Annotated in this window: 20 protein-coding genes; 2 read left to right on the forward strand and 18 right to left on the reverse strand. The window is 38.2% G+C overall.

Going from position 1 to position 24,075, the window contains the following annotated elements:
• Window positions 1–5: 5 nt before the first annotated feature.
• From INF29_RS06875 to INF29_RS06905, 7 genes are all read right to left on the reverse strand, one after another.
• Entirely contained in the window at window positions 6–1,190 is a 1,185-nt protein-coding gene (locus tag INF29_RS06875) for a CaiB/BaiF CoA transferase family protein (RefSeq protein ID WP_193485488.1), read from the reverse strand.
• A gap of 358 nt (window positions 1,191–1,548) precedes the next feature.
• Window positions 1,549–2,667: a mandelate racemase/muconate lactonizing enzyme family protein gene (locus tag INF29_RS06880; protein WP_193485490.1), complete on the reverse strand. Its 1,119-nt coding sequence runs from the start codon at window positions 2,665–2,667 to the stop codon at window positions 1,549–1,551.
• Window positions 2,668–2,718: 51 nt separating this feature from the next.
• Window positions 2,719–4,086: a sigma-54 interaction domain-containing protein gene (locus INF29_RS06885; RefSeq protein WP_193485492.1), complete on the reverse strand. Its 1,368-nt coding sequence runs from the start codon at window positions 4,084–4,086 to the stop codon at window positions 2,719–2,721.
• A 121-nt stretch (window positions 4,087–4,207) separates the two neighbouring features.
• Complete coding sequence (locus INF29_RS06890) at window positions 4,208–5,779, reverse strand: BCCT family transporter (RefSeq protein WP_193485494.1); 1,572 nt, start codon at window positions 5,777–5,779, stop codon at window positions 4,208–4,210.
• Between the two features lie 98 nt (window positions 5,780–5,877).
• Complete coding sequence (locus INF29_RS06895; RefSeq protein WP_193485496.1) at window positions 5,878–7,068, reverse strand: CaiB/BaiF CoA transferase family protein; 1,191 nt, start codon at window positions 7,066–7,068, stop codon at window positions 5,878–5,880.
• 17 nt (window positions 7,069–7,085) lie between these two features.
• Window positions 7,086–8,282 carry a CaiB/BaiF CoA transferase family protein gene (locus INF29_RS06900; RefSeq protein WP_193485498.1) on the reverse strand — a complete coding sequence of 399 codons (1,197 nt, stop codon included), beginning with the start codon at window positions 8,280–8,282 and terminating at the stop codon, window positions 7,086–7,088.
• Between the two features lie 238 nt (window positions 8,283–8,520).
• The gene (locus INF29_RS06905) at window positions 8,521–9,441 is read right to left on the reverse strand and encodes a DMT family transporter (protein ID WP_193485500.1); all 921 of its coding nucleotides are present in this window, start codon (window positions 9,439–9,441) and stop codon (window positions 8,521–8,523) included.
• Between the two features lie 615 nt (window positions 9,442–10,056).
• Here INF29_RS06905 and INF29_RS06910 point away from each other — a divergent pair.
• On the forward strand, window positions 10,057–10,284 hold the full coding sequence (locus INF29_RS06910) for a helix-turn-helix domain-containing protein (protein ID WP_193485502.1): 228 nt from the start codon (window positions 10,057–10,059) through the stop codon (window positions 10,282–10,284).
• On the forward strand, window positions 10,274–12,637 hold the full coding sequence (locus INF29_RS06915; RefSeq protein WP_193485504.1) for a DNA methyltransferase: 2,364 nt from the start codon (window positions 10,274–10,276) through the stop codon (window positions 12,635–12,637). The genes INF29_RS06910 and INF29_RS06915 overlap by 11 nt, the downstream gene beginning before the upstream one ends.
• A 46-nt stretch (window positions 12,638–12,683) precedes the next feature.
• Here INF29_RS06915 and INF29_RS06920 read toward each other — a convergent pair whose 3' ends face one another.
• The 11 genes from INF29_RS06920 to INF29_RS06970 form a co-directional block, all read right to left on the reverse strand.
• The gene (locus tag INF29_RS06920; RefSeq protein ID WP_193485506.1) at window positions 12,684–14,171 is read right to left on the reverse strand and encodes a hypothetical protein; all 1,488 of its coding nucleotides are present in this window, start codon (window positions 14,169–14,171) and stop codon (window positions 12,684–12,686) included.
• 476 nt (window positions 14,172–14,647) lie between these two features.
• A complete protein-coding gene (locus INF29_RS06925; RefSeq protein ID WP_193485508.1) occupies window positions 14,648–15,505 on the reverse strand; it encodes an S-4TM family putative pore-forming effector in 858 nt (285 codons plus the stop codon).
• Complete coding sequence (locus INF29_RS06930; protein ID WP_193485510.1) at window positions 15,505–16,296, reverse strand: SMODS domain-containing nucleotidyltransferase; 792 nt, start codon at window positions 16,294–16,296, stop codon at window positions 15,505–15,507. The genes INF29_RS06925 and INF29_RS06930 overlap by 1 nt, the downstream gene beginning before the upstream one ends.
• Window positions 16,297–16,325: 29 nt before the next feature.
• Window positions 16,326–17,318 (reverse strand): SMODS domain-containing nucleotidyltransferase, encoded by a 993-nt coding sequence (locus INF29_RS06935; RefSeq protein WP_193485512.1) that lies wholly within the window; start codon window positions 17,316–17,318, stop codon window positions 16,326–16,328.
• Between the two features lie 335 nt (window positions 17,319–17,653).
• On the reverse strand, window positions 17,654–17,821 hold the full coding sequence (locus INF29_RS15340; protein WP_243184117.1) for a BsuBI/PstI family type II restriction endonuclease: 168 nt from the start codon (window positions 17,819–17,821) through the stop codon (window positions 17,654–17,656).
• Window positions 17,822–18,849: 1,028 nt separating this feature from the next.
• Window positions 18,850–20,451 (reverse strand): recombinase family protein, encoded by a 1,602-nt coding sequence (locus INF29_RS06945; protein WP_193485514.1) that lies wholly within the window; start codon window positions 20,449–20,451, stop codon window positions 18,850–18,852.
• A gap of 33 nt (window positions 20,452–20,484) precedes the next feature.
• Complete coding sequence (locus INF29_RS06950) at window positions 20,485–20,682, reverse strand: hypothetical protein (protein ID WP_022363988.1); 198 nt, start codon at window positions 20,680–20,682, stop codon at window positions 20,485–20,487.
• 15 nt (window positions 20,683–20,697) lie between these two features.
• Window positions 20,698–22,011, reverse strand: coding sequence for a MobP3 family relaxase (gene mobP3, locus INF29_RS06955; protein ID WP_193485516.1), 1,314 nt, complete (start codon window positions 22,009–22,011; stop codon window positions 20,698–20,700).
• A 30-nt stretch (window positions 22,012–22,041) separates the two neighbouring features.
• Window positions 22,042–22,437 carry a hypothetical protein gene (locus INF29_RS06960; RefSeq protein WP_193485518.1) on the reverse strand — a complete coding sequence of 132 codons (396 nt, stop codon included), beginning with the start codon at window positions 22,435–22,437 and terminating at the stop codon, window positions 22,042–22,044.
• 340 nt (window positions 22,438–22,777) lie between these two features.
• The gene (locus INF29_RS06965; protein WP_193485520.1) at window positions 22,778–23,038 is read right to left on the reverse strand and encodes a hypothetical protein; all 261 of its coding nucleotides are present in this window, start codon (window positions 23,036–23,038) and stop codon (window positions 22,778–22,780) included.
• Window positions 23,016–24,032 carry an AAA family ATPase gene (locus INF29_RS06970; protein ID WP_193485522.1) on the reverse strand — a complete coding sequence of 339 codons (1,017 nt, stop codon included), beginning with the start codon at window positions 24,030–24,032 and terminating at the stop codon, window positions 23,016–23,018. Before INF29_RS06970 ends, INF29_RS06965 begins: the two co-directional genes overlap by 23 nt.
• Window positions 24,033–24,075 lie beyond the last annotated feature (43 nt).

Genomic DNA, 24,075 nt, shown 5'->3' on the forward strand with positions numbered 1-24,075 from the left:
TCCTTTTAGATTACTTTTTTGCCTTGCAGTGTGTGAATATCTTTTTCTGTTATACCGAGCATTTCCATACAAGCATTGGTATCTTTTCCAAGAGCCGGTGCGTCGGCAAATGATTTTGCTTTGGTATCGCCCAATACAAAAGGAATGGAAGGATAACGAAGCGTACCATATTTTTCGCTGTTCACAGAAACCATATATCCGTTTTCCAATGTGTTTGGCAAGTCTGTAATTTCAGGGATTGTCAATACCGCACAGCACGGAATGCCTTGTGTTCTGCATTTATTTTCTACTTCTGTTTTTGTATAAACAGACAGCCGCTTTGCAAGAATGGGACGAAGAGTATTCATATAATCTGTTCTTCTTCCTTCATTATCAATAAATCTTGGATCTTCTTTTAAATCACCCAAATCCAATACATCACAGAATTTTTCCCATTGGTTCTGTGTTGCGACACCCACTGCCACATAACCATCGGATGTTTCAAATGTGTCATAAGGCGCACAAGAAGGATCAAAATTCCCTTTTCTCTTATGTACTTCTCCTACAGTAGAATAAGCCGCCGGTGCAGCCTCAATGCAGGAATAAATAGAATCCAGTAATGCGATATCTACTTTCTGACCAATGCCTCTGATGTTCCGATCAATGAGCGCCATGACAATGCCTGTGGCAAAATATGCAGCACTGTAATGTTCCGCAATGGATGGTGCAGATTGAACAGGATATTCGTTATGAACACCAGTCATATCCATGGCAACACCTTTTGCCTGGGCTGTAAGAGAGCTGGCAGGCTTATTCTTATAAGGTCCTGTTTCTCCATAATAAGAATAGGAAGCATAAATAATATCGGGTTTCATTGCTTTCAAATCCTCATAACCAAACCCTAATGACTCCATATAGCCCGCTTCTGCACCTACACAAATGACATCATAGAAAGGAAGCAACTTTTTCAAAATTTCTGCTCCTTCTGCTGTAGCAATATCCAGTGTGATACTCTTTTTCCCACTATTCAGGTAATTGAAATACAGACTATCGCCATTTTTGACAGGCTCCCAGTTTCTTGCTTTGTCCCCGCCATTTGGTCGTTCCACCTTTGTTACTTCCGCGCCATAAGATGAAAGATACAACGTTGCTAAACTGATGGTTAGCTTTTCGGATAAATCCAAAATTTTGATGTTTTCTAGTGCATTCATGGTCACAACTCCTTTTGATTTCTTTGCACATATATAAAGCAAAATCTGTGCCAAATCCAGAAATGCCAAAAATGCGGAAAAAATGCACATAAAAAAACAAGATTATTCAGATTCGAATAATCTTGTTTTTGATTGCTATTCTATTCAGAATAATTTATTTATAATAGAATAATTTTGTTTCAGTAATCTTTTCAAATGCCTTGGATATTCCTCCTAGAAAAAATAGATATAAAAAGGTTGAAACGTGACGCGAATCCGCGACCGCTGGTCGGAGATAAGGACTGATATATATTTATTTTTCTATATGTCTATTTTACAATATCCTCAGGATATTGTAAATGGATTCCTGTAAAATAAATCACTTCATTCTATACTTTTCAAGGAGTTCCTCATCTAATTCCACACCAAGTCCAATGCAATCAGGAACTTTCACATATCCATTTTCAAAAGGAATCAGGTTCTTCACCAGTTTCCGGAACAGTGGGCTATTGGACTGTGAATATTCCATAAGATCACAACTTTCTGTTGCTGCTAAAAATTGCACTGTAGCAGAAAGCAATATCCCTGTACTGAATCCATGAGGAATGAGCTTTGTGCCATGAAGCTGTGCCAAGTCATAAATCTTCCGCATTTCACTGATTCCGCCGCATCTAGTAATATCCGGCTGCACAATATCTACTTTTGACCGATTCAGAAATTCCTGAAATTCATAGCGAGTTGTAAGAGATTCTCCGCCTGAAATTTTCGCACTGGTAATGCCGGACAATTTCGCATAACCATCCAAGTCATCAGCCAAAACAGGTTCTTCCACCCAATTCAAATTATATTTTTCCAGACGCTTCATCATATAAGCAGAGTGTCCATAAGTTCTCCATTTAGAAGCCAGGTCGATTTGCAATTCAAATCCTTCGCCTAATTCTTCTCGAACAGCTTTTACGATAGCTTCATCCAAATCGGGATTATCCCCAAACACACCACCGCCAAATTTCAGACTGGTAAATCCTTGTTTTTTCAAGTCTGCTGCTATTTTTGCGCTTTCTTCCGGTGTGTCCGCAGGAATGAATGTACCATAAGCACGTATTTTGTCCCTGTATTTTCCACCCAAAAGAATATGTATGGGAACCTGATAATACTGGGACGCGATATCCCACAAAGCAATATCAATGGCGCTCATGGCATGGATACCCAGCCCCCTTCTGCCATTATAGTTAGATGCCCAGTACATCTTGTCCCATAATTTCTGTATCTCCAGTGGATTTTCACCAAGAATCAATCTCTTTAAACCACCGCAGTACAAATTGGATTCCGGAGCATCCACCATGGCTTTTGCTACCAAAGGAGATGTATCACTTTCGCCCCAGCCAACAATACCAGTATCCGTTGTGATCTTCACCAAAAAGGCATCATCTCCCCATTCACAAGGTGCATCTATTGCAGGGACACGCAAACAAATGGCTTCTACATCTTTGATAATCATATGATTGCTCCTTTCTACAACAGCGACATCCAACGGGCTGCGCTTTTGTCGTTATTTTTCTGTCTTTGTAATATATTTCTGGATCAGTCGATTTGCTTTTGTCTGGCTGATCTGCAAACATTCTGCCATCTTCCGGCTGCTCTTGCAGTGGGCAAAGGCTTCTGTGACAATTTTCTTTTCATATTCCTCAACAGCTTCATCCAAGGACATTTTCTGAGTAAGTACCGCGCAGCCAGTACCTTTTTCATTTGCTACATGAAAGAAACTTTCCGGCAGATTGGTGATTTCCAATGTCTGCTTTTCCGCTGTCAAAACGCCCCGTTCAATGACATTGGACAATTCACGGATATTTCCTTTCCAAGGATATCTTTGAAACAATTCCATCACACGTTCTGAAATCTGAATATTTCTTTCGTATTTTTGATTGAAGATATTCAAAAAACTTACAGCCAATGGCTCAATATCCTCCTGTCGTTTTCGCAGAGGCGGCATCATAATGTCAAACACATTGATCCGATGATACAGGTCTTCCCGAAACTTTCCTGCTTCCACCATTTTTCTTAAATCGCAGTTGGTGGCACAGATGATACGCACATCCAGCTTAATGGGTGTCTGGGAACCAACTGGCATAATGACTTCCTCCTGCAAAGCATGGAGAAATTTTGCCTGCAAATCATAAGGCAATTCCCCAATCTCATCCAGAAACAGCGTTCCGCCATTTGCCGCTTCAAACAGCCCCTTTTTTCCACCCTTCTGGGCACCAGTAAATGCCCCTGACTGATAACCAAACAATTCCGATTCGATAATAGTCGGACTCAAGCTAGCAATATTTACACAAACGAAGGGTTTATGCGCACGGGTGCTGTTTTCATATATATATTTGGCAAGAAGGCTTTTTCCGGTTCCGGTTTCGCCCAAAATCAACACAGGCGCTTTTGTTTTGGCGATCTTATCAGCGGTATGGAGGGTTTCTTCCATGACTTTGCTCTGATAAATGATTTTGCTTTCATGTCCATGTGCCTGTTCATCCTCCAGCACCTGAGATGCCAGCACCTTATACAAGCTGTCATCGCTGTCTCGCACACTTTGGAGCACATACTCGACTTCTCCATGTTCGTCCATGATAGGTACAGAAATCGAAGCAATATAAATGCCCAGAAATGTTTTCTGCTTCTGGATCATAGGTCTTTTTCCATCAAAAGTCAGTGTAACACAGCTGGGTGACCATAGTTTTTCATTGATGGTACACTCCTGCAATGTTTTACCGAGAAATTTTTCCGGTCGGATGCCATAATGCCGATAACAAGCATCATTGACATACACAATCTTCCCATTCTTATCCCAAATAAAAATCTCATCATAACATTGATCTATCATTTCAATGAGCTTTTCTGCATTGATAGCACCTTTCAGCAACATGGCACTCGCTCCTTTTGTTTTTTATCTTCTATGATACCTGTTTTTCATGAAAAAAGAAATATCCGCATGATTTTTTTGAGAACCATCACCATGCGGATATTATGTCACAAAGGATATTGCATTATGTTTCTTCAGACACTGCGGATTCTCTTACGATCTCTTCTTTTGTTTTATGTCCAAAGTCTTTCTTCATCTCCCGCAGCAAACCAAAATACATGATTCCCAAAAGGATTACCAGCGGGAAACCGGAAAGCAATACAATCGATTTAATGGTGTCAATATCTGTACCAATGAAGTAAATGGCAATCGGCAGTGCACACAAAATCAGGCACCATGCAAATTTCAAGGGCTTTGGTGCTTCGCCTTTTTCGTCCAGCTTTTTCGCGATAGTTGTGGACAATGTCTGAGAAATCGCGTCCATCGTTGTTGCCAAGAACAGCACGATTACAAACAGATATACGCACATAGCCACTTTGCTGAAAGGCAGTGTATGCATAGTTGCAAGAGCAATGTTTTCAGACAAACCATTGGCAAGCATATAAGGGATATCCAGAATGCCCTGCATTCTCAGATCCATCTGATAGCCGCCCATAATGCCAAAGAAGAAAATCAGACCGGCAGAACCGGAAACCAGCATATTGGCAATGATTTCTTTCAGCTTTCTGCCTCTGGAGATCTTTGCTACAAACAGTCCTGTAAAAGGTCCGAATACAAACCAGTAAATCAAATAGAATACTGTCCAAGACTGAGGATAACCAGTCGCAGCTACAGGGTCTGTCCACAATGTCATACGAACGAAATTAGAAGTTACCAATCCCAGCGCATTGACAATACTGTCCCAAATGAAGCTGGTAGGTCCAACGATGAAAATAAAGAGCAACAGAGCGCAGCATGCGTAAACATTCGCATCAGAAATCTTTTTCATGCCTTTCGCTGCGCCTGACATAGATGTCAGTGTATAAATGATGGTAACGCCCAGCAGAACACCAACAGTCAGCCCAAAGGAATTGGGAATACCAATCAGGTCGGAAATGGTTGCCGCAATGGTAGAACCGGATGTACCAGCTGTGATGGCAACAGAACCAATAGCAGAGAAAATGAACAAAAAGTCTACGAATTTACCAAAAATACCTTTTACACGTTTTTCGCCGACAGTGTATTTGCAAAGCTGAGAAAAACGCAGTTCGTTGTCTTTTTTAATGTAATAATGGTACGCAAAGGGAATAACGAATACGCACAGCATCGCCCAAGCAATGGGACCCCAGTCATAGAAGCAGTATGCCAAAGACTGTTCATAATTATAGGCTTCGCTGATGGGCACGCCATTGATCTGGGGAGCTGCGTTGAAATGATAGCCCCATTCCAGAAATGCCCAGTAAACAGTACCTGCGCCGTTACCGCAGAAAAACATCATTGCTACCCAAGACATAGTAGAATATTCCGGTTTTGTGTTGCCGAATCTGATATTCCCATATTTGGACAACGCAAGTACCACCAGAAAAATAAAAATACCAAATGCAATAAGCTGCATCGTAGAACCAAAGGTATGTGTGAGCAGATTCATGATCTTATGGGAAATGGCAACCCCTTGTTCGGGGAACAGCGTCAACCCCACAACCATGATGGCAACAACAATCAGACTGGCAATCATCAGACCCACTTCATACTTTTCAGATAATCGCTTCTTTTCCATACGCTCCCTCCTGTCATAATCATGATATCACATGATAATCCGTATCCATGCGGTTTTTTCAAATACCGCATGGATACATTGCATCAATTATCTTTTTATCAGCAAATTTCGTTCTGAACAAATGCTGCAATTTCGTCTGCTGTATAGCCAGCTTCCAGCAATACTTTTTCTGTATCGCGTCCCATAGCGGGTGCACCCTTTTCAATAACTGCAGGTGTTTCACTCATGATCATAGGGTTGCCCATGGCAAGGTATTCACCTACGCCATCATCTGTCACAGGAATCAGCATATTTCTTGCTTTGAGCTGAGGATGTTCCATCAGCTCAGGAATAGTATTCACAGGAGAACAAGGCAAATTACATGCCAGGAAAATGTCGTTCAATTCTGCCTTTGTTTTGGATGCGAAGAAAGGCAGGATCTTTGGTGTCAGTTCGTCATACAGAGCAACACGGCTTTCGTTTGTACTGTATTTTTCTTCCTGCAGCAGTTCCGGCATTTCAATAGCATTGCAGAATCTTTCCCATTCGGACTTAGAGCCTGCCGCAACGCCTACGGAGAAATAACCATCTTTGCAGGGATATACGTCATAAGGGAACAGTGTAGGGTCTGTGTTGCCGCAACGGCTGATTTCTTCATTGAGCAGTTCTTTATACATAATAGGGCTTTCCATGATGCCAAAGAGGCAGTCCATCATCGCTACATCCAGTCTTTGACCTTTGCCTGTCTGCAATTTGTGGAAATATGCCATGGTAATTGCCAGAGCCATTGTCAGACCAGTGAAGTTGTCGCCAATGGCAGGACCTACTTTGGTAGGTACATCATCAGCAAAACCTGTCATTTCCATCATGCCGCACATTGCCTGAATAACATTGTCATAAGCAGCCAGAGAACTCCAAGGACCATTCTGTCCATAACCGGAAATAGATGCAAAAATGATTTCAGGGTTGACTTTTTTCAATTCTTCATATCCTAAGCCCATTTTATCCAGTGTGCCTACTTTGAAGTTTTCTACTACGATATCCGCGTCTTTCACCAATCTTTTAATGATTTCTGCGCCTTCGGGTTTGCTGATGTCCAGAGAAATGCTTTCCTTACCTCTGTTGATAGCTGCGTAATAGCCGCTTTCCCCTTTATCATTGATGGGTGTCCATTCTCTGGACTGATCCCCTAAACCTCTTCTTTCAATTTTGATGACCCTTGCACCAAAGTCCGCAAGCTGCATGGTACAGAATGGTCCGCTATATGCCTGTGTAAAGTCGATTACGGTTACACCTTCCAAAACTTTCATGTCGAATCTCCTTTCCATTATGCCATTTCGATGATTTTCTTTTCTGCCAGCGCCTGGATTTCTTCTTCAGAGTATCCCAGCTGTGTCAGATACTGACGTGTGTGTTTGCCAAGGTTGGGCGCACCTTCTGTAAATCCGCCTGGAGTATCGCTCATTTTGATAACGGTACCGGGGATACGGATTTCTTCGCCAATGCCTTCGTCATACACTTTTGCCAGCATGTTTCTGACTTTGATCTGTTCTGTTTCCATAGCTTCGGAAACGGTATAAACCGCACCGCATGCCAGACGCGCATTTCTAAGTTTTTCTTCGATTTCAAATTTGGACATGGTGCCTGTTACTTTTTCGATTGCCTGTTTCAGTCCATCTTCGTAATGATCGCCTCTGGATTCGTTTGTCATATATCTTTCGTCTGCCTTCAGATCATCCATACCCAAAGCATCACAGAATTTTCTCCACTGACCGTCAGTAGAGATACCGATAGCTACATAGCCGTCTTTTGCTTTGAATGTGTCATAAGGAGAAATGGAAGGATAAGAGTTCCCTACTCTTTCAGGTACACTGCCTGTCATGCAGTATGTAATGGGTGCCGCTTCCAGAATGGAGAACAGACAATCCAGAATGGCAATGTCGATTTTCTGACCTTTGCCTGTTTTCTTTTTCGCAATCAGTGCCAGCATAATGGCAGTTGCCATATAAGTACCGCTGAGCTGATCCCCCATTGCCGGACCTGCTTTTGTAGGTGCACCATCAGCAAAACCGGTGCGATCCATCAGACCGCTGCCTGCCTGCAGCTGCAGATCCAGTCCGATGGTCTGCTTCATGGGACCGGTCTGTCCATAGCCATTCAAAGAAGCGTAAATGATTTCAGGATTGACTTCTTTGATTTTTTCATAGCTCAGACCCATTCTTTCCATACTGCCGTATTTGAAGTTTTCTGTTACCACGTCAGCATCTTTGATCAGATCCAGCAGAATCTTTCTGCCTTCTTCTGTGCCGCCGTTGATACCGATACTTTTCTTTCCACGGTTCAGATATGCGTAATAACCGCTGGATTCATTTTTGAAAGGTGACCAGTATCTTGCCAGATCGCCTACGCCTGGTCTTTCGATTTTAATGACTTCCGCGCCAAAGTCTGCCAACAGCATGGTGCAGAGGCTCCCTGCATGTGCCTGTGTAAAGTCCACTACTTTCACACCTGTTAATGGTTTCATAAAAAACTCCTTTCCCACGTTTGGTATTATGGTTTTATTTGTTGCCATATTATATAGCAATAACCATGCCAACTCGGAAAATGCCGAAAAATCATAGTTTTTGTATTTTTTTAAAAACAAAAACTGAGTTGTTTCCAACTCAGTTTTTCTTTCCCTAATTCAATTATCCTGATAAAATCAAGCTTTTTGATATATTGAGTTAAAAATAACTCATGAGTTGTTTTCAACTCACCATTCTTTATGGTTCATGTGCATCCTGACTATTTTTTTCATTTGGCAATGATAAAATAATTGTTGTAGCCAAAATACATGCAAAACCTACAATATCAATCCATATCATTTTCTCTTTTAAAAAGATCACAGATAAAAGCAGCGAAATCACTGGCTCAACTGTGGATAGCAGACTGCCCTTTGCCGGTCCAACCAATTTTGTTCCCGTCAAATACAGCCAGTATGCAAACATCGTGCCAAAAATCCAGACAATGACAAAGACGATACCGGATTCTAAATCATATACCCCCTGCTCATTCCAAATCTGGAAGTATAATGCTGAAAGTATCCCACCAATAAACATCCCCCAGCCGGAAATCAACATAACAGGGTACTTTGCCATGATTCGCTGTGGAAGAACAGAATAAAAGACGAACATAACCGCGCTGAGTATACCCCAGAAAAGGGCTGTGGAAGATATCTGCAAAGTTTTGACATTGCCATGTGTTGCCAATAAGAACACGCCCATAAGCACCAGCACACAAGAAATAATCTCTTTCTTTATAGGGCGCCTCTTTTCACGAAAAAGCGTATAACCCAGAATGAATATTGGTGCCATATAGCAAAGGAATGTGGCAGTAACGGCATTGGAAGCCTGTATTGACCAAAAATATGTAAGTTGGCATCCCGCTGCACCTAAAATCCCAAATAATACAACATCACGAAAATCTTTCTTCGTTTGAAACACAGAAAAAACCTTTTCTTTTTTATAGCTCAGATATAAAAGCAGACACAACCCCGCTAGCGTCAGACGCACTGCAACGACCCATTCTGGATTCAGTCCTTTTTCAGAAAAGAGAAATTGTCCGCCTACACCCGCAATTGCCCAGCAGCTTCCGCCTAATGCTGACATGATACAGCCTTTGTGAACTGCACTTTTTTCTTTCATTTGATTGACACCTCTTTCTTGCACATCATATACCCTGTCTTCCCGCATCTACCTGAATAAGGTAATACCAATAAACTTTTCGTAATTTCTTATTTAATGAGCAAGAAATGTGCCATAACTTTTCACATGGAATCATTTTCAATGCTACTTGAATAAGGGGAGGAAACAAAAATAGTTAAGGCTTAAAGCCTTAACTATTTTTTGTTAAAGTTACAGATTAAGATTCGTATGACAGACCGTTTGTCGCGGATAATGACTGATAGATATTTAATTAATTATAAGGTTATTTTTAAGGGATTGCTTAGTAAATAAGGATAATACTTGTTCAACTAACCCCAATAATTCTTGCTAACAGCATTAAAAATCTTCAAAAATTTATCTAATATAATTATAAAATTAAAAGATCTAATCGTAAGCTAGCAGTAATATTTTCACTTGAAATTCAGCCACTTAATCTGGAAACAGTTGATAAATTAAAAATTCCATATTTAATATCGTAAATTTTCTTCAAAAATCTTGTAAATACCTAAAATTTATATATTTATTAATAAGTATTAAAGTGTTGACTTCTCAACATCTTTTTCATATAATTTTTTTCTAAAAGGAGAATGTACTATGTCTTTTACATATAAACCGCTTTGGAAATTACTCATTGACAAGGATATGAGCAAAAAATATCTAATGAATGCAGCAAACATTTCTAAGTCAACCATGGATAAGATGGGGCGCTCAGAAATTGTATCTCTTGAGATTATAGATAGAATTTGTAATTATTTTAATTGCAAAGTAGAGGATGTTATTGAACACAACCTTGAGAAAGGAAGAAAACCAAATGCGAAATAGCTATTCTAAGGCTGCTGCCGCAACCTTTATTCTAAATAAAGATAAACCTATTCATAGATGGTATCCTTACTTAGAAGGATATTCTTCTTGCTTGATTGACGATATCGTAATGGAAATCGGTCCAGAGAATATACATGTCATCTTTGATCCGTTTGGTGGAACAGGAACTACTTCTTTAGTAGCTTCATCACATGGGATAAAATCATACTATTGCGAAACAAATCCATTTATGCAACAAGTAATCGAAACAAAAATTAATTGCGTTAAACATCTTAGAGAAAGTGGTATAGGAAGTAAATATTTAAAAAAGTTTTTGTCCAAACTTGAAAAATATTGCTATCAATTACGCTTTGACGAACCTTCATGGGATGGATTCGAAAAATTCTTTGATCCTGTTGTTCTTTATCAATTGAAGGACTTAAAAAATGAAATTGATTGCATTGATGATCCAAATACTCGAAGCATTGCATTAGTTCTTTTAGCATCAGTTACAGTCAGAGCCTCAAAAATGATTCGACAGGGCGACCTTAGATATGCTAAAGAAACTGAAAAAAAAGCTGATGATCAAGATATACTTAACAATTTTATCTGCAAACTAAAAATGGCAATTAATGATATTGATCATAATGATTGCCCAACATTATCTGAAACAATTCGCTTAGCCGATGATTGTAGAGATATTACGATAGAAAACCAAGTTGATTGTGTTATCACTTCACCGCCTTATCTTAACGGAACTAATTATATTAGAAACACAAAACTTGAACTTAAACTTAGTGGGTATATACAAACCGAAAAAGATCTTCCTAAATTTCATTCTAAAGGTATTATTGCTGGAATAAATAATGTATCAAGTAAAAACACAAATTTTAAACCTCTAGAAATTGTCCAACCTTATATTGAAAAAGTTGCACCCATAGCCTATGATAAGAGAATTCCGCTAATGATTGCTGGATATTTCCATGACATGACTAAAGTAATTGAGCGACTTTCTCACGCAATGAAAGATAGCGGCTACTTCATTATGGATATAGGTGATTCGCAATTTGCAGGAGTTCATATTCCTACTCACGAAATTCTTACCAAAATTTGTGAAAACTATGGTTTTGTATTATATGGAGAAGATATATTACGAGAACGCAGATCAAAAAATGGAATGATTCTTTCTCAGAGATTATTAAAGTTCCGCTTTCACAAAAAAGAATCAAAAAAACAGGTTTTTCTAGCGGAAGCAAAGAATTTTATGAACACAATGCCTTATAAAGCAGCACCTTATTCTGGCAGAAATTGGGGACATCCGTGGCACTCTTTATGTTCATATCACGGAAAACTAAAACCAGCGATTGCCCATTTCCTTATTGAGCAATTTACGGACCCAGGAGACATAGTCGTTGATCCTTTGTGCGGTGTTGGTACAATTCCTTTGGAAGCATGTCTCCAGAATAGAGTTGGTATTGGTAATGATCTAAGTGAACTTGCTTTTTGTGTGACAAAAGCAAAAGTTGAAAAGGCAGAAAAAGATGATTGTTTCAAAGTTCTTGATGAACTACACTCATATATTGAAAGTAAGAAAAATAGTGACACAATTATACTCCAAATTCAAAAATACAAAAATTTTGGATATAACGGAAAACTTCCGAATTATTTTCATGAAGATACCTTTAAAGAAATATTGTGTGCTCGAAGCTACTTTGTACAAAAAATCAAAAACCTTTCGGCTCCAGAAGCAATGGTCTTTTCCTGTCTTCTACATATTCTACATGGAAACAGACCATATGCTTTATCTCGAAACTCACATCCTTTGACACCATATGCACCTACCGGAGAGTTTGTCTACAAAAATGTAATCGAGCATATTAAAAACAAACTTCTTATTTCATATAAAAGGGGGAAATTTGAAACTTATTGCTCTGGAAAGGCAATTTATGGAGATTATCAAGATTTAGCAGCTCATAATATAACAGCTAACGCCATAATATGTTCACCTCCTTTTGTAGATTCTATTAAATTCTATATGCAGAACTGGATGCGTTTATGGCTATGCGGTTGGGAAGAATCGGATTACAAAAAGGCAGAGAACACCTTTCTTGATCAAATTCAAAAAAAAGATTTTGATATATACATATCCTTTTTCGAAATGTGTCATAAAATTTTAAAGCCTAATGGAAAAGTAATCCTTCATCTTGGGAAAACCCAAAAGGTGGATATGGCAGAGGAACTTTCAAAACGAGCCATTCCGTTTTTTGATGAGGTATACCGAGGCACTGAAAATGTACAGGAAATCGAAAAACATGGAATTAAAGATAAAGGCTCTACAGTTGAACATCAATATTTGTTCTTAATAAAAAAATAAGCATAGCTTAACGGGGACTAGCATATCACTAGTCCCCGTTACTCATTTATTTAATTGTTACAGATTGAGGATAACGCCCTTTCTCCTTTCTGTATTGCTCTACAAGATCTACCTTACCAGCAATAATACGCTTTAAAGAATCATTAATTTTATCTGCTGTTCTGATACCATCTCTAACTTTTTGGTAATCTGGAGTCATCAGGAATTCGTCATAGAACCAAACAACGTTTTTAATCAGCAGATCAAGTACTTGCTGATTAACCTCTTTCTTGCATAATTGCTCAAGAGGTAGTCCAGTAATAGAACTTAATCTAACAAGTTCTTCTTCACTATAATAATCAACTGGGAAGTGATCACTCTTTTGTGAATTATGACTGCTACACAAACAAGTAGCTGTTTCATCAAGGCGATATAAATACGCTAGAGGCATAGTATGGTCTAAAGCCATATCTTCCAATGCAATAGGCTCAGAATCTGGCCCACATTTAAAACATCTCCTATCGAATTTCTCCCAAATAAACTGTGAAAATTCTTTCTTAGTACGATGTTCAAACTCAAAATGAATAAGATTCCTTTCCAAGAGAGAATTAACAAGAACCTCAATAGCTCGACGCCTCAGCCCATCCTCTTTAAATTGCTGAGGATTACGTTGAGGATTTAGCGGTGCATTTACAAAAAATTTCTTACAAGCCTTACATTCTAGCTGATGTCCATAATAAGAGACTACCTTATCATCCTCAATTTTTAAACCAAACAAGTCATCCGAATTTAATCTAGCTATATTTTCGATCTTATATGCTCTAAATGTAGAATGTACGCATGGTGCTCTTTTTTTACAATGAAGTGAAAAGCTAAGTGTTTTAAGTTCATCATATATATTGATTGGCAAATATCGTCCACAGCGATTACAGCTCTTGAGAACGATTTGTTTACCCTTAATAAATTTTTGCTGTGATATTAGATAAAAATCAACTGGTAAATCTGTACGTAAATAGTACAGATATGGAATATGGAGATCTGTTTTTTGGTAAAAACTTTTTTCACATGATGTATTTTTAAATTCTTCTTTTGATACCACATCAAAATCGAAAGAAACAAAATCAAGAATATTACCCCTCTGACCAATAATGGTCATGTTGATAATAACATCAAAAATCTGTGAATCCATATTAATAATCTGTTCTATATGCATACCTATATTAGACCAATTACCTGCTTCAATTGTTTTTTCCCGGTTATGACTAAAAATATATCTTTGACCTTCATAGGAATACTGCATTTCCAACAAGACAGTGGCCTTCTTTTCTGAAAAGATATATCCTCCAAACGCTATTATCGAAATTCCCCTTTCAAAAAGTTCAACCATATCAATAGATGAACGCTTGAAAACAAATGTAACAGAATCTTCATCACATACATATCGTTCAGCTCGAGTAATAAGACACTCCCCACCCGTTGTATTATCACAGGTATGATATCCGCTTTCACGAGTTACACCTCTACGGCGATATGTTCTCAAGTCTTTCTGAGCCATAATGCTGCCTCCTTTCACATACTTTTAAAAAGTTCACTCAACGTAGCCCTGAGACTATCTGCATTTATAAGCACGCTAAAAACCTACCACGCTCTCGATTTTCTTTACTCCTCCCTCGTAGCCATTTTTTGTGCTCTTTTCTTTTATAATTTTGTCCGTAAACTAGTCAATATATCTATTGAAACCCATTTACTCTACTATATAATCTTCTTTTAACCGAGTATTTATATATTTGCATATCTCTTTTCATTTTTCTAAATATTATTCGTTTTAAATATTGCAAAGTATACTCTAAATTCCAAAAGTATGGCTCCTGTATACGCCGTTTTTTCATGACAATTTTCAAACTCTGCATCAGATAAACAGTTACATATGATATAAGTAGTATTACGGTTATTTATCCAACATTATTTGTATGCCTTTTACTTCATTCTTTACTCCGCATTATTGTTATCCCTCAAAGAAATTTGTTTATTTTACATCTTTGCTTCTCTATATGCTCTATCTTCATCATTATCCTTAAATATAATATATATATACTCTGGGATAGCATAACACTCTTTTCTGTGTTGAAAAATCACTTTCTGAATATCTTGTAAGTCTTCCATTGTTTTTATTTCATTATTATTAATATCACCATCAAGTTCTTGCAATGAACCTATATCTTTATTCAACTTTTTCACCGTATCTAATAGCCATTTTAGCATCGGAACCACAAATGCCAATCTCCATAACAGCTCTGTAATCTTTTCATTTTTCCACAATCCCATTGCTAAAATAACGACAAACAAAATTATAATAATAGTTACACTTATAAATCTAAATCTTTTTCTAAGTCCAACATCCCACCAAAAATTTTCTCTCTGACATGCTAAAATTCCATCTATGATATTTTTTTCATCTACTCCAGGTGTATACCAATTTTTCAGTTTCTTTTTTTCCTGTGGATTGTTCAAAATTTTCTTTGAATGAATTGCAACTTCATGATCAATATTTTTATCCTTTCCAAAAAGCCTTTTTTCCCAAGGCATGCCATACACATATACATCAAATTTTTGTTGAATAAATGCTGCTAATTGTTTCTTTTCTTCAATATATTTATCAATAACAAAACCGAAAGCCATACTAACTATAGACAATATATACGATATGTATTTCAACTTAGTATTTTCTGGAATGAACAAAAGAATTATAGATAATACAAATGGTATCCACACCGATAATGCCACGGAAAATTCATTAAATTTCTTTGCATCTCTATACAATTGTCTTTGTGCTGCCAACATAGCAATTGATTTATTTTCATTTTGTCTCATTAAAATTCCATTAGACATTATAATTCCCCTATCACTTCTTTAATCTCACTCATTGCACATAAAGGATATTTGTCTTCATCTTCTATGGCCTCCTTTAAATTATATATAGCCTTATCCAATCTTTCTCTCTGATAATTGTATTTAGATAGTCTATATAATTCATTCATGCCAGTTAATACATATGTTTTCAAATCATATCCTTGATATCGAGTTGTCTGATAATGATTAACTATTATTTTTTCCAGCTCATATGAATTAAAAGCTTTATAGTTTTTACAAACATTCCAGTACTTTAATAATCTGATTAATGGTTTTACCATATGATAATTATTCTTATTTGCTGTTGTAAGATTGTTGAAATCTGTAGCACAAAATGTATACATCCATTCATTGAGATTATTTTTTATTTTATATAATCCACCCTCCTTAATTGCTGGGACAATTTCAAATTTGATATGTAACATTTTGAGAACGACTGTCGGCGACGATTGTCGAATCTGTGAAGTTGAATATTTTGCCTCTACTCCTCTCCGCACTCTATTTAAATATGTCTGAGGAGTTGCACCATCATTATCCATTACAAGCATAATATCCACATCCGTTCCATAATCAACCGATTGTGGTAGATTAGTATCTCTCTCATACGAGCCAAATATTTTTATTTCTTTCAGATTAACAGATTCATTCTTACTAAAATAATCTCTCATTCTATCTTTAAATGTATTTAATGAAACGTCTATAGATTCTTTTTCATTGCCTTTAATTATCAAATTCGAAGCCGTTTCTTTCAAATATGTATTAATTGACATTTTATATTCTCCCTCACAGTTGATGTACCTTAGCCACCTGTATATTCTGGAAAATCATTCCCCAACACTTCTCTCCATTTCGTAATAGCTCTCTTTTGATTATTGTCAATTAACTCCATATCTGAAGCTTCTACAGCCTTATTATATGCATTGGTCAAAGCATCACTTATTTTGCATCTATCATGCCATGAAAAAGAATTCAAATTTCCCTGTATTCCTTTAGGATCATCTACATCGGATAATATAGTTAAAGATAAATAGTTTAACAAATCTCGAAACTCTAAATCTATCCACCAATCTTCGGAAATTTCTTGATTTTCATATTTCTGAAGAATCATGCATTCCAACAAATATGAACCAATTCTAATTGTAACTTTTCTATTATTCCAATATTTTGCAAGTCTAATCAATTCAAGTAATTTTCCATTATGCTTTTGGTTTATATCTATGATACGTTCATTATCTATCCTAGGATCAGTCTTTTTCCAATTTCCAGAACCATCTGGTATCAAATAGAAACCAGTATCTGTATAAAAGCAAGGAACAATATCAAAATTCCATGTATACGATTTTAATTGAAGTGTAGCTGCTTCATGATTTTTATGCATTTCAGCCTTATTATAATCTTGTAAATCTGATAATTTAGATATAAAGCGATTTATTACTTTTGTCGAATTTAGAAAATTTGTGTTATCTGTCGTTAATCTATTTTCAGAATCAGAATAGTTACCACTTATATAAAATACATCTCCCGATTGTATATATGTTCGTGTTCCTTCCCCAGATAAACATAACATCAAATCTATATCATCAATTGGTCTAATCTTTGTACGACGCTCAAATGAACCAAATCGTAGGATTTTCTCTTTATATACCTTAAAAAAATCCGCATCACCACTAAATTTTTTTATATTATCAATTAAATTATCCCTACTGGAACGCGCCGTTTTTGTTTTTTCCTGATCAAGGTTAACTTTTCCTTTCATAAATTCTGCAAATGCATTATTTACCGTTGTCGCCATATTTTTCATCTCCTGATTCACTAACTCTTTTTTTACAATTATCTTAATCCCGTAACCCCCTCCCTATTAAAACATATTCTATACTTTTGCATTGTAACAATCCAGACCTTTATTTCCTTACAAGTTCCACTGCAAATCTTTTATATTTCTTGAAAACCAGAATATTCTTCCTACTGTAACATCTTCTATCATTTCTTTAATTTCTAATATACATTTTGGGTCCATCAAACCTGCGGAAGCAGCTGATTCAACAAAATAACTTCAAATTTTGTTCTCTTGATATAACACTACATCTGTCTTCTTATCATAAAGTGTAATTTCAAATCCTAATTCTGTCAAATTGTCCACATTTTTACAAAATCTTTTTCTATTTTGCCAAAAAACAAACACTCTAAGTTTGCTTCAAATCTCGAAGTGAGTTCCTCAATAATAGTTTTCTGTAATTCATTGTGTATACCTAGTGAAAATTTAAAGTTCTCACCATTTATATTTACTGGTATCATTGTTATCTTCTTTTTGGAAAGATACAAATTTAAATAAAAAAACCCTTAAAATTCTGTTTTTACAGAGACAACTAAATTCTTGTTCCCAAATATATCGGATATATTTTTTTAGATAATTTGCGTACAATCGTAATCTGCAATGGTTTGAAAATTATAATTTCATAATATCCCCACCAAAGTAACGAAACGTATAATAATGGTCTTTCCTTCATTATTTTTCCAAACCAAAACAATCCTGTTACTGGTTTGTACTTTCCGTAACTTCATTTAACAACAGAAAATCTTAACAAACACACTAACATTTTCTTCTTTGTACTTCATTGTATATGTCATATATTCGGATGAAAAGGTATTAAAGCATGATTAAACTGAGCTATTCATTTATTTATATACCCAATGCCTACTTTCTCGATATTTAACATATTTCTTTCTGAGACATATCCAACAAGAATTGGATTTGCCGTTACTACCAATGCCCCACATAATATTCGAACATTAGCGTTCCTGATGTAATCTTGGTAAAAAAGAAGATTCTGTTGATAGTTTCCCCACAGTTCTGTAATTTCCACCACATAGTCAACTATTTGATTGGTACTTTCAAAAAGCAATTTCTGGTTTCTTATGAAGTACCTCGCTGCAAAAATTATTTTTATTGTATCACTCAGCACTCGTTTCATCAATCATAATGGAATCACACCCAAGCGATGCTTTCCTTTTTGATATTCAGAAATGCTATAATAAATTTCGAAAAATAAATATATTATAGTATATATCAGATAATCAGGAGTATCAATGATTATCATTCTCCAAGATTTCATGATAAAATTTTGCCAATTAGAGTGGTTTCACACAACAGACCTCCCGCTTAAGAAGCAAATGTTTCATTCAACTTTGATTTTCAATTCTTCTATCACTCCACATTTTCATCTTCAAAAATTTATATGTAATATTTATTCATCAACTATTGCCCAACCAAAAATCAGCTGACCGTTTTCAACGATCAGCTGATTCTCAGTTCATTCCCTTTATTACTCCACTGCAGTCCCCACGAACTTATAGTAAATCTCCACTTTCTGTGTCTTATTTCCATCCTCACCTACGACCTTTTCATGGACGACAATCCTTTCGATGAGCTCATTGAGTATGTAGGCATTCAGTTCCTGTATATCCGTATACTTCTTGATGAGAGGAATGAACTTCTCCACATTTTGGAACACTTCCTGGGTTTTCTCCCACTGCTCTTTCAGTGTTTCCTGCTTGCTTTTCAGTTCTCGCTCCTCTTGATCAAGCCCCCGATACATATCCTCATATCGTTCATCACTGATTCTCCCCAAGGCAAGGTCTTCGTATAATCGTTTGATGACTGCTGTGATTTCTGATAATCTTCTTTCAACTCGCTGCAATTCCACTTTGATTTTTGTCCCATCCTGTTTCTGCTGGTCTGTTTTCATCTTCACCAGCATTTCCAGATACTGTTCTTCCGCATTTTGTGCCCTACTTGCATGGCGGCGGATATCCTCCAACACGATTTGATACAACGCTTTCCAGCTGATGTAATGGGAGGTACATCGATCCTTACCATAGTTTCTATAGACCCAGCAGCTGAAGCCTGTATAGGTACCTCGTTTGGCATCATAGCTGACATTCAGAGAAGAACCGCAGTCAGCACACTTCACCAATCCTGCGAAGGGCTGCAATTCTCCTTTGGAGTTTGGTCTTCTCTTAGCTTTCATCATCTGATACACCGTGTCCCAAAGTTCTTCGGAAATGATAGCCTGATGCGCATTATTATATACGATCCAATCTTTTTCCGGCGTTTCCTCTCTCCTTTTATCGAAAAATCCCTTTGTTCTTGTCCTGCCAAACACTGCCTTTCCGAGATAGACCGGATTGTTCAGAATGGAGCGTATGGTTGATGCGTGCCAGTCAAAATCCTGTCTCCAGTAATCGCTTTCATAATAATCGGGATGGTTCCGATTGAAATATGCCTGAGGATTCAAGATTTTTCGCTCTCGCAATATCTTTGTCATCTTTCCATATCCGATGCCATCGGCGAAAAGTCTGAATATCATTTGCACCACTTCTGCCGCCGGCGGATCGACAATGAGTTTATGTCTATTCTGTGGATCTTTCTCATAACCGAATGGTGCATGGGCACCTAGGTACATTCCTTCCTTTGCTCTGGCTCTATGGGCAGCTTTTGTTTTGGCTGACACCTGTCTGGTGTAATAGGAATTGATAACATTCGTGAATGGAAGAACTAAGTTATCCGAACCATTTTTTGAGTCATAATTTTCTGCGATGGAGATGAAGCGGACGCCTTTCTCCTCGAAGTAATGTTCGATATAAAGCCCCATCTGGGCATACTCTCTGCCGAATCTGGAGAGGTCTTTGACGATGACCACATTGATTTTTCCAGCTTCAATGTCTTCCATCATCTGTTTGAACTGGGGTCTTTCGAAGTTTGTTCCGCTCCATCCATCATCACAATAAACGCCTGCAATGGGGATTCTTTTTTCCGCACAGTACTGTTTCAACAGTGCTTTCTGCGTCTGGATACTATTGGATTCTCCGGCGTTGCCGTCATCCTGGCTGAGTCTGCAGTAAATTGCAGCAGCGATATTTTCCATAAAATCACCTTCTTTCAGCCAAACATCATATCCCTACATAGCCGGTGAATCCATATCCCAATCTACTGAATCTTCTTCCTCTGGTTCGTCATATGCACCAGATTCAAAATCTTTTTTGATCATATCCGCTACTTTTTCGGTGATATCTTTGTCCCCGTTGAAGCAGCTTTCCACATGAAATTTGATCCCTCTGATTTCTTTGGTACTCATTACTCTTGATACCTTTCTCATAAAGCACCTCCTGCATTACCCCATTTTCATGCCATGGGCTTCTTTTTTCTCCTGAATTTTCTGTCGCAGTTTACGGTCAATGGTTTGGATGACCGCATCCTGTTTTTCATAATCTTCCACAACGATGTTGCTGACTTCTTTCAATAGCCGTATCAAATGATTCCTGATGATTTCATTTTGTATCTGATTTTGCTTTTGATGCTGGTTTCCCATCTGCTTATTGCCGATTTCCAATGCCGTTTTCAGCACCAGATTTTTGATGTTCCGAAACTCTGGCTCCTCGGAAAAAGAATATCTGGCGTAGCCTTTGCCATCATAAAAAGATATGACCTCGTCTTTCAAATCCAGCCATGACTGGTAAAGAGAATCTATCTTTTCATCCTTACTGATTTCAGAAACGATTTCATCTACCAGCAATTTATTTTCTTTGGCAAGGCGACCGTAGACTTTTTTATGTTTTGCTGTCTGCAAGTTCTTTGCCAAGGTAAATAGTAATGCCTGTGCATAAGGATTTTCTTTGTGTTCCAAAGACAAGGAACGCTCCAAAAGGTTTCTGCATTCCTCCCGAATCCATTTCCGCATCTCATCTTTCTGCTCATAGAGATGGTAAAATTCATCATGAAAAATCTCATGAGCGAAGGCACTTCTCAAATTTTCAATGCCTTTTTTCGTTAGATAGCCCTCCTTCGGGTCTTTAGAATAGCACATGATATGGATATGTGGGTGGTGACCTTCGTTATGGAAAGCACCATACCAAACCAGATTTTCTGGCTTGATCCGCATTTCTTTTGCCATTGCCAAAGATTTTTGCATGACCAGATTTCTCCAAACCTTTGCATTATCATAGCCCAATCGTTGGGCATCCTCTCGTTTCAGAGAAACCACAAAGTTCCAGATGCGTCCCTGATATTCCGCTGCTTCCTTCTGGACTTTCCGCAAATCAATCTTTTCATCTCTGTCATTCCACAGGGCATGCCCCTGCTCTGTGAACTCCGCCCGAGGGCGTTTGGCTAAGTAACCCACATAATTTTTCATATCATTTCCATGATACATTTGCACCTCAGCGATTTTATGAATGAGATCTTCCGCTGTTTGACAGCTTGGATTTTCTTCATACGCCTGATATTCTGCGGCACATTCTTCTTTCAACCTCGGAGTTTTTTTCAGTTCTTTTGCGATCCATTCCCTTTGGAGTGCAGAAACTTCATCAGAAATCGGCTGAGAATATCTTTCCGCATTCGGTCTGGTGGCGATGTATTTCACATAGTTTTTCATTTGTCCTTTGGAAATGTTCTTCACATATCGTGCAGTAAAAATGATTTTTGCCATGACTTCGCCACCATCCTTTCATCCATTTTTTTACTTTATCATATCTTCCAGAGATAAAGTTCCATTCATGCTTTTCACTTCCCGCTGGCAGAAATTGTGGAGCTCGGTCAATGTTTCTGCATCTATTTGAAAATAATAAGCAATAATACGCTGCAGTTTTGCCAACTCCACAGCCATACGAAAGCTCTGATTGGAGAGTCTGCCTTCAGAAGATTTCACCGATGACTCCACAACCTTCTGAATCTGCTCACCCAATACCACTTTGTTTTTCTCTGCGGAAAGATAACCAGCATAGTACCTGACGGCTTTTTCAATAAATTCATTCCGGCTCCGGCAGTCATCCATTGCCATACCAGCCACGCAAAGATTGGCAGTTTCCTCCGAAAGCCGGACAGTAAATGTCTGTTTTGTATTCTCCTTCTGCAATCCTCATCTCCCCCTTCCATCTCTCCTTGATGTCGGTACCGACGTCAGGCACAAAGCCCGTAGTTTCTAAGGGAAAAGGCAGTTTTTCCCACTGCAAAGCGCCGCTTCCGACGCCTGTGCCTTCTTTCTGACACCAGCTTTTGGGGGCAAACAATCTCCGCACTGCGGGGATTGGAGAGAATCTTGGCGGAACAAGACACCGCCACTTTAACCAGCAATCTTTTTTCGCCCTTCCAATTGGCTTTACAACAGGGTCAAAGAAAGCCATTCACTGCCAATTCTCAACATTTCCCCAAAAATCCCTCACGTTGCCCTTTTGTTCCTCTGGCGATCACATCCCCTAATCCTGTTTCTCATCGCCACACAGGCGGTCACGCCGCCGACAAACGCCTTCCTTCTCTCCGACAGGGTCAGCAGGGTCAGTTTTTTGCCAGCCCACCCAAAAACCGTCACTACCGTCACTTTGCTCATTTTTACATCTTTGGAAAATCCAGCTTTCCCCTGATTTCAAAGGGTTTTCTAATCTACTGTCTTTTTCTTTGACAGGGTCAGTAGAAGGATTCTTCTGCCGACTACCGTCACTGATGAAATCTATTTTCATTTCCCTTTTCTCCTTCCAGCCATGTGATTTTTGAAATTTCCATGATCCTTTTGCCATCGCTTCTTCTGGTATGGAAAGCATAACCCAAACGCAGAAGCTCTGCAGAGCTTTTCTTCAATCGTTTCAAGAGCGTCAGATGGGAAATTGTTTTTCCAGAAGCGTTGCTGAACAGCTCTGCCAATGCACTTGGCTCGCCTGAAAGAAAAATATGTTTTTTCATACACCCATCCACAATGGAAACGATTTCGTCGACGGATTCTTTTTGTTTTTCCAGCGAATCCTCTTTTTTCATCCAGATACTGTTTTCATCTCGTTCCAGTTTCAATTCCCGCGGCTCCACATCTCTCCCCAGAACAGATAACTTCACAGAACCACTGCCCCTTTTGTTTTCTGTCATCACCAGAATGGTATCGGCTGCCCCCTGCAACCCTGTCGTACCGGAAATCATGTGGAATGCGTCTTTGCTTTCCTGCTTCCTCAAGTGATGAATCAAAAGTATGGTCAGCTGATATTCATCAGCAATCTTTTTCAGAGATTGGATGTCTTTATAGTCCGTCCCATAACTGTAATCCAGACTTTGTTTTCTGATGCACTGCAATGTATCAACGACGATGAGCACCGTTTCTTTCTGCTCTGATAAAAACTTTCGAATCTGTTCTTCCAGTCCTTCTCCAAGGCAAGCTGCTTCCCAACAAAAAAACAGATTCGCAGGTGCGTCATCTGTTATGGTAAGGGTTCTGTTTTGCAGACGGGATTGATTGTCCTCCAAACAGAGATATAATACAGTTCCTTTTGCCGTTTCGCAGTCCCAGACAGGCTCCCCCTTCGCAACGCAAAGGCAAAGCCACAGAGCGAAAAAAGATTTCCCTGTCTTAGGGGCACCAGCAAGTATGGCAAGTCCTTGGGGAAGAAATTCTCTGACTGCAAACTTGATGGGTTTGTAATCCATATCCATGAGTTCCTCGCCACTCATGACCTGAAGCGGTTTCGTCATAACACCATAACACCTCCTCTCTTATGAAATTTTTATGGGAATC

It is taken from the genome of Anaerotignum lactatifermentans (genome assembly GCF_014982935.1).
In the GTDB taxonomy this organism is placed as follows: domain Bacteria; phylum Bacillota; class Clostridia; order Lachnospirales; family Anaerotignaceae; genus Anaerotignum; species Anaerotignum lactatifermentans.

Bases quoted from the DNA above. Each gene is read 5' to 3' on its own strand.
- INF29_RS06875 (WP_193485488.1), bottom strand. From the start codon at position 1,190: ATGAATGCACTAGAAAACATCAAAATTTTGGATTTATCCGAAAAGCTA.
- INF29_RS06880 (WP_193485490.1), bottom strand. From the start codon at position 2,667: ATGATTATCAAAGATGTAGAAGCCATTTGTTTGCGTGTCCCTGCAATA.
- INF29_RS06885 (WP_193485492.1), bottom strand. From the start codon at position 4,086: ATGTTGCTGAAAGGTGCTATCAATGCAGAAAAGCTCATTGAAATGATA.
- INF29_RS06890 (WP_193485494.1), bottom strand. From the start codon at position 5,779: ATGGAAAAGAAGCGATTATCTGAAAAGTATGAAGTGGGTCTGATGATT.
- INF29_RS06895 (WP_193485496.1), bottom strand. From the start codon at position 7,068: ATGAAAGTTTTGGAAGGTGTAACCGTAATCGACTTTACACAGGCATAT.
- INF29_RS06900 (WP_193485498.1), bottom strand. From the start codon at position 8,282: ATGAAACCATTAACAGGTGTGAAAGTAGTGGACTTTACACAGGCACAT.
- INF29_RS06905 (WP_193485500.1), bottom strand. From the start codon at position 9,441: ATGAAAGAAAAAAGTGCAGTTCACAAAGGCTGTATCATGTCAGCATTA.
- INF29_RS06910 (WP_193485502.1), top strand. From the start codon at position 10,057: ATGTCTTTTACATATAAACCGCTTTGGAAATTACTCATTGACAAGGAT.
- INF29_RS06915 (WP_193485504.1), top strand. From the start codon at position 10,274: ATGCGAAATAGCTATTCTAAGGCTGCTGCCGCAACCTTTATTCTAAAT.
- INF29_RS06920 (WP_193485506.1), bottom strand. From the start codon at position 14,171: ATGGCTCAGAAAGACTTGAGAACATATCGCCGTAGAGGTGTAACTCGT.
- INF29_RS06925 (WP_193485508.1), bottom strand. From the start codon at position 15,505: ATGTCTAATGGAATTTTAATGAGACAAAATGAAAATAAATCAATTGCT.
- INF29_RS06930 (WP_193485510.1), bottom strand. From the start codon at position 16,296: ATGTCAATTAATACATATTTGAAAGAAACGGCTTCGAATTTGATAATT.
- INF29_RS06935 (WP_193485512.1), bottom strand. From the start codon at position 17,318: ATGGCGACAACGGTAAATAATGCATTTGCAGAATTTATGAAAGGAAAA.
- INF29_RS15340 (WP_243184117.1), bottom strand. From the start codon at position 17,821: ATGATACCAGTAAATATAAATGGTGAGAACTTTAAATTTTCACTAGGT.
- INF29_RS06945 (WP_193485514.1), bottom strand. From the start codon at position 20,451: ATGGAAAATATCGCTGCTGCAATTTACTGCAGACTCAGCCAGGATGAC.
- INF29_RS06950 (WP_022363988.1), bottom strand. From the start codon at position 20,682: ATGAGAAAGGTATCAAGAGTAATGAGTACCAAAGAAATCAGAGGGATC.
- mobP3 (WP_193485516.1), bottom strand. From the start codon at position 22,011: ATGGCAAAAATCATTTTTACTGCACGATATGTGAAGAACATTTCCAAA.
- INF29_RS06965 (WP_193485520.1), bottom strand. From the start codon at position 23,038: ATGAAAATAGATTTCATCAGTGACGGTAGTCGGCAGAAGAATCCTTCT.
- INF29_RS06970 (WP_193485522.1), bottom strand. From the start codon at position 24,032: ATGACGAAACCGCTTCAGGTCATGAGTGGCGAGGAACTCATGGATATG.